Genomic DNA, 13,908 nt, shown 5'->3' with positions numbered 1-13,908 from the left:
AATAGAAAATATGAAAAAAGGATTTTTAATTGATATGGATGGGGTCATTTATGGAAATGACACCTTGATCCCTGGTGCAGATAAGTTTATAGCAGAACTTCAGAAGAAAGGAATTCCGTTTTTGTTTATGACCAATAACAGTCAGCGCACACCATTGGATACGGTGAACAAAGTAGCTAAAATGGGGATCAAAATAAAAGAGGAAAATGTCTATACAAGCGCTATGGCGACAGCTTCTTTCCTGTCCTTTATGGAACCTAAAGGAAGTGCTTACGTGCTTGGGGAAGGCGGACTTTTAACCAGCCTTTCTCAGGAAGGTTATATCCTGGTAAACAGCCATCCTGATTTTGTGGTGGTGGGGGAAGGAAGGAATTTCACCCTGGAAATGGTAAATAATGCAGTAGATATGATCTTATCAGGTTCACGTTTGATCGCTACCAATCTCGACCCTTCTCCTAAAAAAACCGGATGGGCAAATCTCGGGATCAAGGCCGTGGTTGCCATGATCGAGGAAGCAACGGGGAAAAAAGCCTTTTCGGTAGGGAAACCGAGTCCGGTGATGATGCGATCTGCCCGGAAATATTTAGGTCTGGAGGCAAAAGAGACCATCATTATCGGGGATACCATGGATACCGATATTTTGGGTGGAGTGCAACTGGGGTACACAACCATTCTCACGCTTTCGGGAGTATCAAGAAAAGAAAATCTAGCTGACTATGCCTTTAAACCGGACCTTATCGTGAACTCTGTTGCTGATATTGAACTGGAGAAAGTTCTGTCTATAAAATAAGCTTCGCAAGTAATGAATCTATCGTAATACGCTTCATAGTTTTCTTTAAATTCACCATTTATCGCTGAAAAATAAAATTTTTCAGAGAAATGCTTATAAGGTGGCACAATTACAAAAAAAATGGGGAATTGTATAGTCGTTTTATTAAATTACAGACGGTTTGGGAGTTAATTTTGGTTCTTGATTCCTGCAGCACAGCGGTCCTGGTTCTTTAAAGAGAATAATGGTTAATTACATGGCAGATTTAAAAGCGGTTTGTTTCGGGGAAGTTTTGTTTGATGTATTTCCCGATGGGGAAAGAATAGGAGGTGCTACATTAAATGTGGCATCACGCTTAAGCAGCCTCGGAATAAAAACTGAAATGATTAGTAGTGTTGGCGAAGATTCCCGGGGGAAAGAAATTATTTCCTATCTGGCTTCAAGCAATGTGGGTACCGAAAATGTTTCTGAAAACGAGAATTTTCCGACGGGCGTGGTGAATGTGACCCTCTCCAAAAATGGTTCTGCCACTTACGGCATTGCACATCCCGCGGCCTGGGACAAGATTAAACTCAACTCAAATGCTGAAAAAGCCGCGGCGACTTCAGATGTTTTTATCTTCGGAAGCCTGGCGTGCAGAGATATGGTCAGTAGAAACACCTTGTTTGAATTGTTACCAAAAGCAAAGTTCAGAGCACTGGATTTTAACTTAAGGACACCTCATTACAGCAGGGAAATTCTGCTGCAACTTATCGAAAAGGCAGATCACATTAAGTTCAACGACGATGAACTTTATGAAATTGCTTCACTTATGGGATCTAAAGCCAATTCCCTCGAACAAAATCTGAAATTCATAATTCAAAACACTTCTGCACAAACAATTTGTGTGACCAAAGGGCAGCATGGTGCTGTATTGTGGCATGAAGATCAGCTATATTATAACAGCGGTTATAAAGTCGAGGTGAAGGATACAGTTGGGGCAGGCGATTCTTTTTTTGCAACCCTCATAGCGGGGCTGCTGAAAAAGAAGCAACCACGAAAAGTACTTGACCACGCCTGCGCTGTAGGAGCCCTGGTTGCAGCCAGGGAAGGTGCTAATCCGGAGCTGAGAGCTGAAATGGTCAAAAAGTTTATGTATCCTGATATTAAATCTATTACTATGGATTTGCACAGAAATAAGCCGAAATAGATCAAACCTTAATAATTAATTGCCCTCAATTTCTGCATTTCGTTTTACAGTCCTCCCTTCTTTAATAAGAAGAGTGATATCTTCCAGGACAAGATACAGGCAAGGTACAATGACGAGAATAATAGAGGTGGCAAAAACGATCCCGAAGCCCAGGGAAATAGCCATAGGGATTAGATATTCTGCCTGGCTGGAATTTTCCAGAATAATAGGAGTGAGGCCACCAAAAGTGGTGAGCGTGGTAAGCATAATTGGCCTGAAACGTCGCAGCCCGGCTTCATGAATGGCATCGTAAACAGAGGAGTCTTCCCGTTGTTTATTGGCATAATCTATCATGATCAAAGAGTCGTTCACTACAACTCCCGAGAGTGCTATTACTCCCATTAAACTTACTACAGAAAGATCATACCCCAGCAAAATATGTCCTATTACGGCTCCCACGATTCCAAACGGAATGGCAGAAAGTACGATCAGGGGTTGCGTATAACTGCTAAAAGCAATAGCCAGCAGGGCATAGATAATTAACATGGCCATAGAGAATCCGCTCCACAGGGAATCGGTAGATTCCCTCATATCTGCCTGGCTGCCTTCAAAGCTCCAGGTAAGCCCCGGATAGTCTGCCCTTAGCTGAGGTAAAACTTCATTTTGAACAGAAGTCAGCACCTGGCTCACCGCGTTCGAGGGTTCCACATCCATTCCCACATTTACCACCCTGCGGCCGTCACGGCGGTTAATGCTGGTGAACGCCTCCCGTTGCTGTACCTCTACCACATCCAGAAGCGGAACTTCAACACCAGCAGGAGTCCGGACAAGAAAATTTTCCAGGTTATCGATATCGCGTCTTTCCTCTAGTGGAAGTTTAACACGGACTTCAATTTCATTAGTACTTCTCAACTGCCGCATGGCAAGAGCTCCAAAGAATGCATCCCGCACCTGCCGGCCTACTTCATTGGAGGTAAGCCCCAGGTTGCGGCCTTCGGGTAAAAGTTTAAAATCATACTGCACTTTTCCCTTGTCATAGTTATCATTCAGGTCACGGGTGTTCTCAAAAGTTTCCATTTCCTGAAGGAATTTGGTGCTTGCCTGCTCCAGCACATCAATATTTGAATGACTCAAATCCACACTTATATCCTGTTGATAGCCGCCCGGGCCGCGCTCTGCTTCAAAGGTAATCTGGTCCACTCCTGCAATGTCTCCAATGTTATCGCGCCAAAGCGCGATAAGCTCCCTTGCAGACATATCCCTTTCATCTGGCGGGAGCATCACAATTTCCACATCAATAAAATTTTGTCCTCGTACGTTGGTTTTTACGCCTTCTGCCACTTCGTACAGGTTATGTTCTTCAAACATTCTGCGAGTGGATTCAGTAATTTCTTCGGCGACACGGGCAGCCTGCTCGGGAGTGGTGCTTACCGGCAGTCGTACTCCGGCTTCAATTTCGTCGGCCGCTACTTCCGGCATCATGATCATTCCCATATGGTCACTGTAGCCGTAGCCGCCCACTATAAGGAGGAGAGCGACTGCCGCACTCAAGGTGATATAGCGGTATTTAAGGCAGAGGTCGAGTAAAGGCCGGTAATACTTATCAATAATCCGGTGATAGCCTTCAGCAAAAGATTCCTGCAATTTTTCCAGCTTCGCGAACCATCCCTTGCTCTTTTTGGCTTTAAGGTGCGCAAGGTGGGAAGGCAGGATAAATAGGGCTTCCAAAAGTGAAACGGCCAGGATTACAATTACCACTGCCGGAAGGGGCCACCAGAATTTTCCTGTTTCCCCGGGCATAAAAAGCAATGGAACAAAAGCAATAATTGTGGTAAGGATACTAAAAATCACCGGCTTGGAAACATCTTTGGTTCCCGCTATGGCAGCATCAATAGGGCTTAGTCCTTTTTGCCTGTATTCATGAACATTCTCTCCCACCACAATTGCGTCGTCCACAACAATCCCTAAAACAACCAGGAATCCAAACATGGAAATCATGTTAATGCTGAGTCCAAAGAGCGGAAGGAAAATAATACCACCAATAAAAGAAATGGCCATACCCATCATTACCCAGAAAGCCAGGCGGTATTCCAGGAATAAGCCCAGAATTACCAAAACGATCACGATGGCCATGATCCCGTTTTCGGTAAGCAGGGAAAGTCGCTCCCGGTAATCTTCTGCGCGGTTGCTGTCTACGCGGAATTCCACTCCCGGCGGTAACTGAAAATCATCCAGCATGGCAAGAACGGTTTCTTCAATTTCGAGCGGAGACTGATCCCCGATTCGATAGATACTCAGGTCTACGGAAGGGCTTTGGTTGAATTGACCATGAAATCCGGTTTCTTCGAATCCGTCGGTGATGGTGGCGATGTCTTTCAGGGTTACCCTTGCGCCTGAAGGGGAGGAGACAATGGTGATATTTCCGAATTCTTCTGCCCATTGTTTACGTTCCTGCATCCGCAGTAAAATTTCTCCGGAATGGGTTTCTACTGCTCCCGCCGGCACATCTTCACTGGATTGTGCAACTATGTTTGCCACCTGTCCCAGCGTCAGGTTGTATTGTCTGAGATTGTGACGCGGGATTTCGATGTGGGTAACATAATCGGGGACATTTCCTATTTCTACCTGTGTGATCTGCGGATCACCGAGTAGCTGGTTCCGAAGCCGTTCTGCCAGGATTCGCAGCGTCCAGATATCAGCTTCGCCGTAGATGGCAATTTCCATTACATCCCGCTGCCGGGACTGGAGATTTACCTGCGGCCGTTCTATATCATCGGGAAAAGTCTGGATACGCCGTACTCCCTGATCTATATCGTTAAAAGCCTGCATGCGGTTTGTCCCGGCAACCAGTTCAATAAGTATGTTTCCCGAGCCTTCATTGGCAGTGGAAGTAATCTCTTTGATACCTTGAATCCCACGAATGGCTTCTTCTACCGGAAGCAAAATTCCCTGTTCCACTTCCGCAGGGGCAGCACCCGGGTAAATCACGCTCACTTCTACATAATCCAGCTGGAACTGCGGAAATACTTCCTTTTGAATATTAAACATCGTCCAGATCCCGCCGCCTATTAAAATAATCATTAGCAGGTTTGCAGCAATGGAATTTCTGGCCATAAACGCTATAGCTCCTTCCTTCCGCACTTTTTTATCTTCAGGCTTGCCCATTGCTGTTATTCCTCTCTGTTTTGTTCTTCTTCATTAGTATTATCCGAAGATGTTTCAGCTGCTTCTGTTCTAAGTTTTACTCCTTCAGAAACCACACTCAAGTTAGTAGTCACTACTTCTTCTCCCTGTTCCAGGCCCTGACTGATGTAAACGTATTTTGCATCTGTAAGGATAACCTCTACTTCCCTGATGGATAATTCTCCATCCTCATTTACCCATACCGTCTGGTTTGTCCGGAGGTAGTCCCGGTTGAGGCGTACCACGTCTTCAATTTCCCGTGCCTGTACTTCCGCTTCTACAAAACCGCCTATCATAAGTTCCCGTTGGGTATCTGTAGTATCTTGCTGCGCCAGTGGATCCTTGACTCTTACGAGAACACGCGCGAGACGGGTCCGGTCATCCAGTGCGCCGACCTGTTTATCCAGATAACCTGTTCTGGAAATACCTTCCGGCCAACCTGAATTCCTGATCTGTACCGTAGAGCCGGACTCTTCTTCAGATTTCGGAAAAGATAACCACTGCAGTTTATCTACAGGAACTGTAAGGGTGATCCAGTATTGTTCACTGCCCACTAATCTTCCTAACTCGTCACCTGGAGTAACCTGGGAACCTACAGTTACGTTCTGACTTAAAATATGGGCATCAAAAGGTGCCCTGATGGTGGTACGTGATAATTCCAGTTCAGCCTGTGCCACTGCGGCTTCGGCAGCTTTTACCTGCGCTCGTATAGCATCCAGCTGGGGCTGGCGTAGCACCAGGGAACGTTGATTTGAGGACAACGAATCTAACCCGGCCAGTTCCAGGTCCTGTTCTGCCACTTCCTGCCGTCCCATTTCCATGTTGAGGTCGGTTTTAGCCTGTAAAAGATCACTTCTTCGAAGCTCCAGGGTATTCCGGAAATCTGAAGGATCGATCTGCAACAGAACTGCTCCTTCTTGAACAAATCCTCCCGGAATAAATTCCGGCGACCTGCGAATAATTTGTCCGCTCACCTGCGGACTTAACATTACGTCCTCCACCGGTTGCACCATTCCGGTAGCCTCAATAACCGGTCGGAAATCACCCTGTTCTGCTTTTACAACATCTATCAGCATCGCTGTTTGCTTAGTAGCACCTTCAGAACTTGCCGTAGGTTCGCTGGAAAAGATAAAATAAGTAACAACCACCGCAACAAGTAGGATGCCAAGGCAGATAATCAATATTTTTTTTGTGCTCATAATTGCCTTCTCTTTTTAAAATTCGACAGAATCTGTTCGTTCTGTTTCAAATCCGCCGGCGAGGGTTCGGTATAAACTAATCCTGTGCTCCAGGAGCGTTTGCCGGGCATCCAGGACATCCCGTTGTAACTGCTGTTCCTGGTCCAGAGACAGCAGCACATCCAGGTATTCACTAAGTCCGTTTAGAAATTCCAGTCTTAGTTGTTTATTTGTTTTTTGCGCAAGGTCCAGTCGCCGTTCCAGTACCTCAATTCTTTCCTTTTGTTTCTGTTCCCGGATGAGGGCATCCTCTACTTCCCGAAAAGCCGTCAGCACCGTTTGCCCGTATAAATAAAGCTGCTGATTTTTCAAAGCCTCGGTCCGGTCTACTTCTGCACGAAGACGACCGCCGTAGAGTAAAGGTGCTACAAGGTTCCCCGCGAGTGTGTAGGCCCAATCCCGAAAAAGGTTGTTGTAATTATTGGATCTTGCCTGTGCGCTTAAATCGAAAGACAGCCTGGGATATTTACTTCTTATCGCCTGCGCCATCTCCCTGTCGGCAGCCAGCACCAGGTTGTAAGCCTGCTGAACATCCGGACGGCGGCGGATTAGCTCCAGCGGAAGTCCGGTATTGGGAAGTGGTGGTAATTCGGGTAAATTCCTTTCTGTTATGAAATTTTCATTTTGAGGAGGACGCCCCAATAGAACGGCCAATTGATTTTGAAGCAGGCTTACTTCAGTTTCATAAAATATTTTTTGATCGCGGGTACTTTCCAGCAGCTGTTCCTGGCGCAGGATGTCTACCGCACGTATTTGTCCGCTGGTAAAACGTGCTCTAATAAGCCTGATAATATCTTCATTGGTTTCTATTTGTTGATTGGTTAATTCCAGTTGTTTTTGGGCGGTGAGAAGCTGGAACCAGGTCATGCTGATTTCTGCGGAAAGTGTCATGGCTGCGGACTGGTAATCATAAAATGAAGCCTCAGCCCTGAATTCCTCTGCCTGAATTCCCGATCGGATTCTTCCCCATAGATCCAGCTCATAGGCGGCAGAAAGTCCAGCCTGCAAATTTTCACCCCCGGCGAAGTCCGGTTCTGGACGGCTTATGGCGCTGCGCGCGGTAAGATCTAAGTCTGGCCATAAAAATGATTTTTCCCTCCGTACAATAGCCTGTGCTGCCTGAAATTGCTCCCAGGTAGCAGCGAGATTTAAATTTTCTGTGAGGGCACTGTCAATAAGTGAATTTAATACAGGATCATCAAAGGCAGTCCACCATTTTTCAGGAATAGCTTCGGTCCCTGTAAATGAAAAATTTTCAGCTTCTTTGATGGGAGCCTCGACGTTTTGAAGTTTTGGAGCACAGCTTTTCAGCAGAACTACACAAAAGATGACCAGGGGCAGCCGAATGGAGAACGATTGCCTGCAGGCCTGTTGCCTTAAGATATTACGAATGCCGGTTGTAGTGAAAATAGCTTAGCTTAAATTTAAACAAATTCCTCCAGCAATTTCCTTTTTAAGAAGTGAAGAGATACCTGTTTTGGTTCTTAATCGTTTAAACATCAGTACTTTTTTAAAGTTACATTTTTTTTGGAAGTAAACAACTGCGAGATTAGGTGCTCGAGAAGTTAAACAATCGTTTTTAGGTGTTTTTTGGGTTTCTGTGTAAGAAAAGTAATGCAAAAAACTTTTTTTAGGATATTTTTCAATCATTTTTATGAGGGATTTAGCAATTGGATTTATAACAATCACTACTTTCATCAAAAAAAATAGTCATGGAAGCAGAGGGACAAAATAATTCAGAATTTTTGGGGATAGATCTTGCCAATTTTCCCGATCGTGATTTCTGGGCAGATAAACTCGAAAAAACCAATAACGAACTCAGGTCAATGTTGAGCGAACAGGTGGTGATCCTGTGAACCTAAACATTTTGTGGAAATCTTTTTAATTTTTGAAGTGTTTCTGACTAGTAATTTTTAAATTACAAGCGGAAGGGAAATCAGGTTGTTTTATTCTGGAAATTTCTTTCCCCGGAATTTAATTTAAATTGAAAAGAACCGCAAAAGGAGAGGTAATAATTCAAGGTTGAATACCTTCAGAAGGATTATTATTTCACCAAAATATGAAGCTGCTGAAAAAAGCAATTAAATCGTCATTCTGAATTTATCGTGAATCTGAATTTTTTTCAGAATTAATGAAGTTGAAACAATTTCAGGTTGGCGTAAAAGGTACCTTTTAGAAAGCTTCCTGTTACATTAACTCCGGATGTTGGTTTCTTTTACCGGAATAGTTTTATGCAGGATCGGGATATTTCCGATCTTTGAAAAGGCTAAAAATCTGAAGTTAATGTTAGTAGACAAACATCAAAGAGTCCACGATTATTTACGAATTTCCCTAACCGACAGCTGCAACTTCCGGTGCCAGTACTGTATGCCCGATGAGAACGTCCAGTGCCTGCCCAACAAGCACCTTATGCAGGTGGATGAGATCGAAAAAATAGCAAAAACCTTTGTGGATCTTGGTGTGAACAAGGTGAGGCTTACCGGCGGGGAACCCATGGTAAGAAAAGAATTTCCCCAAATCCTGGAAATGATTTCTGCGCTGCCGGTGGAAGTAAGTCTTACCACCAATGCCGTACTTGCCCATAAATACATCGATCATCTAAAAGCAGCCGGAGTGCGCTCTCTCAATATAAGCCTGGACACCCTTGATCCCGAAACCTTTAAAAGGATCACGAAAAGGGATCAATTTCAGCGAGTTTGGGATAACATAATTTTGCTCCTAAACGAAGGTTTCAGGGTAAAGATCAATGCTGTAGCCATAGAAGGGGTGATCGAAAAAGAGATCCTCAATTTTGTGAATATCACAAAAAACCTTCCGTTACACGTAAGGATGATAGAATTCATGCCTTTTGAAGGCAACCACTGGAACAGCAAAAAAGTGGTGACGGCCAAACAAATGCTCAAGTGGGTGGAGGCGGAATATGATATGGTGAAACTGAAAGATGAACCTCATGCCACCGCAAAAAAATATAAAGCTATAGGCCACCAAGGAACCTTTGCCTTTATTACCACCATGACCGAACATTTTTGCGGCGACTGTAACCGGATGCGCTTAACAGCCGATGGAAAAATGAAAAACTGCCTCTTTGGTAGTGAAGAAATGGACCTGCTTGGCACCTTACGGAAAGGGGAGGACATTGTGCCGCTTATCCTGAATTCCATTAGCAGGAAACATGCGGTTATGGGTGGACAATTCTCAAAGTCTTACAAAGACGCAGAAGCTTCTGCACTTAAAAACCGTAGCATGATTAAAATAGGCGGATGATCTCAGTAAATGAAGCCAGAAGAATTCTTTCCGATAACTGCGAAAGAGGTGAAAAACAAACAATTTCATTAAAAAACAGCCTCAATCTTATTGTTGCTGAAGATATTTTCTCTCCCATAGACGTACCTTCCTTCAACAATTCTGCGATGGATGGGTATACCATGAAATTTGATGAAAACCAGCATCAATGGCAGGTAGATACCATGATCCAGGCCGGAGATACTTCGGTACATAAAATAGCAGAAGGAAAGGCAGCCCGGATCTTTACCGGCGCAAAGATGCCTGAAGGTGCAGATACAGTGATCCCACAGGAGCTGGTGGAATTTGACAGCGAATCCAGGGAGATTACGTATAAGGATGAGAAAATCAAAACCGGCAGCAATGTACGCTTAAGAGGCTCACAGTGCCAAAAAGGGGAGTTGATCCTGATAAAAGGAACACAAATCACCCCCGGGGTTATAGGCTTGCTTGCTTCTGTTGGATTAGCAGAGGTAAAAGTATTCACAGCACCTTCTGTCACTTACATCATCACCGGAAATGAACTAAAGGAAACAGGGACTGACTTACAGGAAGGAGAGATCTATAATTCCAATGGTCCCATGCTGGAGGCACTGCTAAACAATATTGGAATAACAGATGTTACCGCGCAAAAAGCCGGTGATGACAAAGAGGAACTGCAACAGGCGATCGATGCTGCCCTGGAACAGCAGGATGTATTAATCCTTAGCGGCGGAATTTCTGTTGGGGATTATGATTTCGTAAAGGAATGCCTTGAAACTGCAGGGGTGAAAGAGCTTTTCTATAAAATAAAGCAACGCCCCGGAAAACCATTTTATGCAGGTAAGAAAGCAGGGAAGTGGATCTTTGCACTCCCCGGAAATCCTTCTTCGGGATTAAGCTGCTTCAATCATTACGTAAAGCCGTGCCTCCGTCATATTATGGGGGCAGATGACGTTTGGCAGCCCAACAGGATCCTCGCATTGACAAATGACCATAAAAAGAAATCCGGATTCACCTTTTTTGTAAAGGCCAAAACCACCGGAGATAAGGTAGAAGTTCTGGGAGCACAGCAGTCATTCAACCTGCAGGCGTTTAGTACTGCCAACTGCTTTGTAGAGTTGGAGGAGGAACTAGACGTGGTAAAAGCAGGGACAATGGTGAAGGTTTGGGATTTGTAGGACATTCAGGCTTTTTGAGGGTCTGGTGAGGTTTCCTGATAAGTATAATTTAATGCTACATTTAGCTGAAGTTGGCACTAATGTAAAACTGCTAAACTCGAAACTATTTATTATGAAAACATTTTTTTTAATTTTCTTACTGGATTTATCTTCACCATTAGCCCTTTATAGCCAAACAAATGTTCAGTTAAAGAAATTGAAGATTCAGTCATTACTATTGATTATAGGGAAATAGAAACAAATCCTTTGTATATAATTAAAATTGCAGATAAAACCATGAACCATCGCCTTGATGACGTGACTTTGGAAGAAAGTTTCTTGAACGAACTGGTTCCAGAGTGGTTTGAGTCTGTTAATGTAATCAATGATCGGGACGGTGTCAAAAAATACGGTTCTCTTGCCGAAGATGGTGTGATCGTAATATCATTAAAAAAGAATTCCTGGGAAAAGATGACGCCAGAACTGCAAAATAGATTTAAATGAGTTCCCACCAAAAACACTATTGTCAACATTTTATCCCAAAAACAATGCTAGAACCTGTCTCAAATCTGAAATCCGTTCTCGCTTCCAATGCCGTGTTTTCCTGCGAAACTTCACATCAATGATGAAAGATATACAAGTAAAAAAGGTAACATTAAACGAAATAGAAGACTTACAGGAAATTGGCAGGCAAACCTTCTATGAAACTTTTTCCTCGGACAACAGTAAAGAAAACATGCAGGAATATCTGGAGAAAGGATTTTCCCCTGAAAAACTGAGATCCGAATTGTCGGATAAAAATTCAGAGTTCTATTTCGCTATTCTTGAAGATAAAATCTTCGGTTACCTGAAGATCAATTTCGGAGAAACCCAAACAGAAATTAAGGACGAGCATTCACTCGAAATCGAACGGATTTACGTTCTAAAAGAATTTCACGGTAAAAAGGTGGGTCAGAAATTATACGAAAAAGCCATTAAGATTGCGAAGCAAAAGGATGTTGATTACGTGTGGCTTGGAGTCTGGGAGAAAAATCCGAGGGCAATCCGGTTTTATGAGAAAAATGGATTTGAAGAATTTGACAAACACATTTTTAAATTAGGTGATGACGAGCAGACGGATATAATGATGAAACTTCAGCTTAAGAAATAAGGTAAGTTATCTACTTTTATAGGAGACGACCGGCATGTGAAACACAGACCAAAATGAAGCTAACCTTAAACCAGTACATCAAAAAGAGGAATGGGGTTTCCATGGGAAGTCCGGGGTCATTACGCAACAATCTAAATCGTTCTCTGGGAGCCAAAAACTTCTCTACCTTCTGGAATTATTGGAATCCGATCTTTGGATATTACCTGGGGAAATTCATTTTCAAGCCGCTGAAAATAACTTTTCCGGTTTCGGTTTCGTTGGTGCTTACTTTTATTTTTTGCGGTTTGATCCACGATGCTGTGACGACTCTTGTGCGGGGAAATATATCTTTCTTTTTTACAACCTGGTTTTTATTGATGAGCCTGGCTGTTTTATTCACCAGAATTCTGAAGCATGATTTTTCCCCTCGAAGCTGGATGGTAAGAGCATTAATCAATCTTGGAATAATCGGAACCTGTTTAATATTGACAGTTTATATCATAGAATAATTTTGAAGTGAAATGAAAAAGCCATTTATCATTTTTCTGTTCATACTTTTAATTGGCTGTAGTAAAGAGGACAGCCAGGCTAACTCTACGGCCGATCTGGAAGTTGGGGAAAGCACAACTTTGGATTATGGTCAATGCCATTCGATCACAGGACCCGATCTTAGAATTTGTCTGGATTCCATCAGTGATTCGAGATGTCCGGATGGATCGACCTGTGTGTGGGAAGGGGATGCAATTGCCTCTTTCACCTTTAGATCAGGTACAGAAACCAATTCATTTTCCCTGCATACTTATCGTAATTATCGGCAGGATACGATAATCAATGGTTTGAAAATTGAGCTGTTGGAGGTAACTCCTTATCCGGTGTTGAATACGAGGATAGATCCAAAAGATTATTCCGCTGAATTATTGATTTCGAATTGATACAGGCAGAAATAATTTAATAACACTAATGTTAAAAGGAGGTATGGAAATCCTATTTTTTATATTTTCGCTCCTCTTAACAGACAACACATTACAACAAAATGACAAAATTTCACAGGCTTGCGATCCTATTAATTGGTTCGGTTTTCAGTTTTGGTTGTTCATCTGATGATGACAACTGCATGAAAACTATTATTGTTCAATACGAACAGGTGATCCAGACGCCGACAGGTACAGCGTACCTTCCGGAAGTGACGCAGGAAGTTCCCTGCGATACACCCGAACCTGACCCGGTACAGGAAATCGAAGAACCGGGTTTTCTTGAAAATTTTGATTATGAAGTAGTGTCTTTTAACTTCACCCCCGATACTGGAAATAATACTTCCAGACTACAGTTTGAGATTATCCTCAAAAACCGGAATAATTTTTCGGTAACGGGAGTTCCTGTGCTGACTACCGTGGCAGATGGATTGAAAACTTCAGGTAGTTTTTCGGCCCAGGCTTCCTCTCCCTGTTACGAAATCGATGCTAACGGCAGCTGCACACTGATCTACGACCAGGAGTATTCGTTAGACCAGGGTCTTATCGAATCTCTGGAATTAAAAACTGTACAGTATTTTGTTGCTGAGTAGGTTTTATTTGGGAAAAAGGAAAAATTAATTTTCTTCCGGAACGGAATCAGCTTCAGCATCCGCAAAGATGGATTCATTTTCAGAAAAGTCCAGGGTTTCGGCATCCGGCACGTATTTCAGGATCTGATCGATTCCTTTTTTCAGCATAAGCTCTGTCGAGAATTTTCTGCTGGTCGCCAGTACGAGTCCGCCTTTCGAAAGTCTGAAGAAATATTTTCCACTTCCGGTCCTCTTTCTGGTAAAGGTAAAGTTGGATATATTCTCTTTTATGGCAGCTATCATTAATTCGCAATCAGACTTCTGTTTACAGGGGATGCTGGTAAAGATTGTTTTACCTTTTCTGGATGCCCAGGTAAACTTATAATTGCCATCACTTCTTTTACTGATTACAAATGCACTCATACTTTTTCTTCAAAAATTCTGAAGCTGCAAATCT

At 43.2% G+C, this 13,908-nt stretch carries 15 protein-coding genes; 10 read left to right on the top strand and 5 right to left on the bottom strand.

Annotation, left to right across the window (positions count from 1 at the left end; genetic code table 11):
* Window positions 1-10 precede the first annotated feature (10 nt).
* Together IE056_RS16945 and IE056_RS16940 are read left to right on the top strand one after the other, a co-directional pair.
* Window positions 11-790, top strand: a complete 780-nt coding sequence (locus tag IE056_RS16945) for an HAD-IIA family hydrolase (RefSeq protein WP_189606155.1) — start codon at window positions 11-13, stop codon at window positions 788-790.
* 235 nt (window positions 791-1,025) lie between these two features.
* Window positions 1,026-1,958, top strand: coding sequence for a carbohydrate kinase family protein (locus IE056_RS16940; protein ID WP_189606153.1), 933 nt, complete (start codon window positions 1,026-1,028; stop codon window positions 1,956-1,958).
* Between the two features lie 15 nt (window positions 1,959-1,973).
* Here IE056_RS16940 and IE056_RS16935 read toward each other — a convergent pair whose 3' ends face one another.
* The 4 genes from IE056_RS16935 to IE056_RS16920 all read right to left on the bottom strand — a co-directional run bounded on the left by IE056_RS16935 (window position 1,974) and on the right by IE056_RS16920 (window position 8,056).
* A complete protein-coding gene (locus IE056_RS16935) occupies window positions 1,974-5,102 on the bottom strand; it encodes an efflux RND transporter permease subunit (RefSeq protein WP_189606151.1) in 3,129 nt (1,042 codons plus the stop codon).
* A gap of 5 nt (window positions 5,103-5,107) precedes the next feature.
* Window positions 5,108-6,319 carry an efflux RND transporter periplasmic adaptor subunit gene (locus tag IE056_RS16930; RefSeq protein ID WP_189606149.1) on the bottom strand — a complete coding sequence of 404 codons (1,212 nt, stop codon included), beginning with the start codon at window positions 6,317-6,319 and terminating at the stop codon, window positions 5,108-5,110.
* Between the two features lie 15 nt (window positions 6,320-6,334).
* Window positions 6,335-7,669 (bottom strand): efflux transporter outer membrane subunit, encoded by a 1,335-nt coding sequence (locus tag IE056_RS16925; protein WP_262891478.1) that lies wholly within the window; start codon window positions 7,667-7,669, stop codon window positions 6,335-6,337.
* Between the two features lie 102 nt (window positions 7,670-7,771).
* Window positions 7,772-8,056 (bottom strand): hypothetical protein, encoded by a 285-nt coding sequence (locus tag IE056_RS16920; RefSeq protein WP_189606147.1) that lies wholly within the window; start codon window positions 8,054-8,056, stop codon window positions 7,772-7,774.
* Between the two features lie 14 nt (window positions 8,057-8,070).
* Between IE056_RS16920 and IE056_RS16915 the strand changes: the two genes are divergently transcribed.
* The 8 genes from IE056_RS16915 to IE056_RS16880 all read left to right on the top strand — a co-directional run bounded on the left by IE056_RS16915 (window position 8,071) and on the right by IE056_RS16880 (window position 13,472).
* Window positions 8,071-8,214: a hypothetical protein gene (locus IE056_RS16915; protein ID WP_189606145.1), complete on the top strand. Its 144-nt coding sequence runs from the start codon at window positions 8,071-8,073 to the stop codon at window positions 8,212-8,214.
* Window positions 8,215-8,641: 427 nt separating this feature from the next.
* Window positions 8,642-9,622, top strand: coding sequence for a GTP 3',8-cyclase MoaA (moaA, locus tag IE056_RS16910; protein WP_189606142.1), 981 nt, complete (start codon window positions 8,642-8,644; stop codon window positions 9,620-9,622).
* Entirely contained in the window at window positions 9,619-10,800 is a 1,182-nt protein-coding gene (locus IE056_RS16905; protein ID WP_189606141.1) for a molybdopterin molybdotransferase MoeA, read from the top strand. The genes moaA and IE056_RS16905 overlap by 4 nt, the downstream gene beginning before the upstream one ends.
* 276 nt (window positions 10,801-11,076) lie before the next feature.
* A complete protein-coding gene (locus tag IE056_RS16900; protein WP_189606139.1) occupies window positions 11,077-11,283 on the top strand; it encodes a hypothetical protein in 207 nt (68 codons plus the stop codon).
* A gap of 121 nt (window positions 11,284-11,404) precedes the next feature.
* A complete protein-coding gene (locus tag IE056_RS16895; RefSeq protein WP_189606137.1) occupies window positions 11,405-11,929 on the top strand; it encodes a GNAT family N-acetyltransferase in 525 nt (174 codons plus the stop codon).
* 53 nt (window positions 11,930-11,982) lie between these two features.
* Complete coding sequence (locus IE056_RS16890) at window positions 11,983-12,417, top strand: acyltransferase (protein ID WP_189606134.1); 435 nt, start codon at window positions 11,983-11,985, stop codon at window positions 12,415-12,417.
* Window positions 12,418-12,429: 12 nt separating this feature from the next.
* Complete coding sequence (locus tag IE056_RS16885; protein WP_189606132.1) at window positions 12,430-12,840, top strand: hypothetical protein; 411 nt, start codon at window positions 12,430-12,432, stop codon at window positions 12,838-12,840.
* A 101-nt stretch (window positions 12,841-12,941) separates the two neighbouring features.
* Entirely contained in the window at window positions 12,942-13,472 is a 531-nt protein-coding gene (locus tag IE056_RS16880; RefSeq protein WP_189606131.1) for a hypothetical protein, read from the top strand.
* 24 nt (window positions 13,473-13,496) lie between these two features.
* On the opposite strand, the gene IE056_RS16875 is transcribed toward IE056_RS16880, so the two are convergent.
* Complete coding sequence (locus tag IE056_RS16875) at window positions 13,497-13,874, bottom strand: YegP family protein (RefSeq protein WP_189606130.1); 378 nt, start codon at window positions 13,872-13,874, stop codon at window positions 13,497-13,499.
* Window positions 13,875-13,908: the final 34 nt, after the last annotated feature.

The organism is Salinimicrobium marinum, from assembly GCF_014651535.1.
GTDB classification, from domain to species: Bacteria; Bacteroidota; Bacteroidia; order Flavobacteriales; family Flavobacteriaceae; genus Salinimicrobium; species Salinimicrobium marinum.
The sequence above is the reverse complement of the archived record's forward strand: the minus strand, read 5'-3'. Positions and strand labels throughout refer to the sequence as shown.

What these genes read in the sequence shown, in the direction of transcription:
- IE056_RS16880 (WP_189606131.1), top strand. Translation starts at nt 12,942, where the DNA reads ATGACAAAATTTCACAGGCTTGCGATCCTATTAATTGGTTCGGTTTTC.
- moaA (WP_189606142.1), top strand. Translation starts at nt 8,642, where the DNA reads ATGTTAGTAGACAAACATCAAAGAGTCCACGATTATTTACGAATTTCC.
- IE056_RS16930 (WP_189606149.1), bottom strand. Translation starts at nt 6,319, where the DNA reads ATGAGCACAAAAAAAATATTGATTATCTGCCTTGGCATCCTACTTGTT.
- IE056_RS16945 (WP_189606155.1), top strand. Translation starts at nt 11, where the DNA reads ATGAAAAAAGGATTTTTAATTGATATGGATGGGGTCATTTATGGAAAT.
- IE056_RS16920 (WP_189606147.1), bottom strand. Translation starts at nt 8,056, where the DNA reads ATGAAAGTAGTGATTGTTATAAATCCAATTGCTAAATCCCTCATAAAA.
- IE056_RS16940 (WP_189606153.1), top strand. Translation starts at nt 1,026, where the DNA reads ATGGCAGATTTAAAAGCGGTTTGTTTCGGGGAAGTTTTGTTTGATGTA.
- IE056_RS16875 (WP_189606130.1), bottom strand. Translation starts at nt 13,874, where the DNA reads ATGAGTGCATTTGTAATCAGTAAAAGAAGTGATGGCAATTATAAGTTT.
- IE056_RS16915 (WP_189606145.1), top strand. Translation starts at nt 8,071, where the DNA reads ATGGAAGCAGAGGGACAAAATAATTCAGAATTTTTGGGGATAGATCTT.
- IE056_RS16885 (WP_189606132.1), top strand. Translation starts at nt 12,430, where the DNA reads ATGAAAAAGCCATTTATCATTTTTCTGTTCATACTTTTAATTGGCTGT.
- IE056_RS16895 (WP_189606137.1), top strand. Translation starts at nt 11,405, where the DNA reads ATGAAAGATATACAAGTAAAAAAGGTAACATTAAACGAAATAGAAGAC.
- IE056_RS16900 (WP_189606139.1), top strand. Translation starts at nt 11,077, where the DNA reads ATGAACCATCGCCTTGATGACGTGACTTTGGAAGAAAGTTTCTTGAAC.
- IE056_RS16905 (WP_189606141.1), top strand. Translation starts at nt 9,619, where the DNA reads ATGATCTCAGTAAATGAAGCCAGAAGAATTCTTTCCGATAACTGCGAA.
- IE056_RS16890 (WP_189606134.1), top strand. Translation starts at nt 11,983, where the DNA reads ATGAAGCTAACCTTAAACCAGTACATCAAAAAGAGGAATGGGGTTTCC.
- IE056_RS16935 (WP_189606151.1), bottom strand. Translation starts at nt 5,102, where the DNA reads ATGGGCAAGCCTGAAGATAAAAAAGTGCGGAAGGAAGGAGCTATAGCG.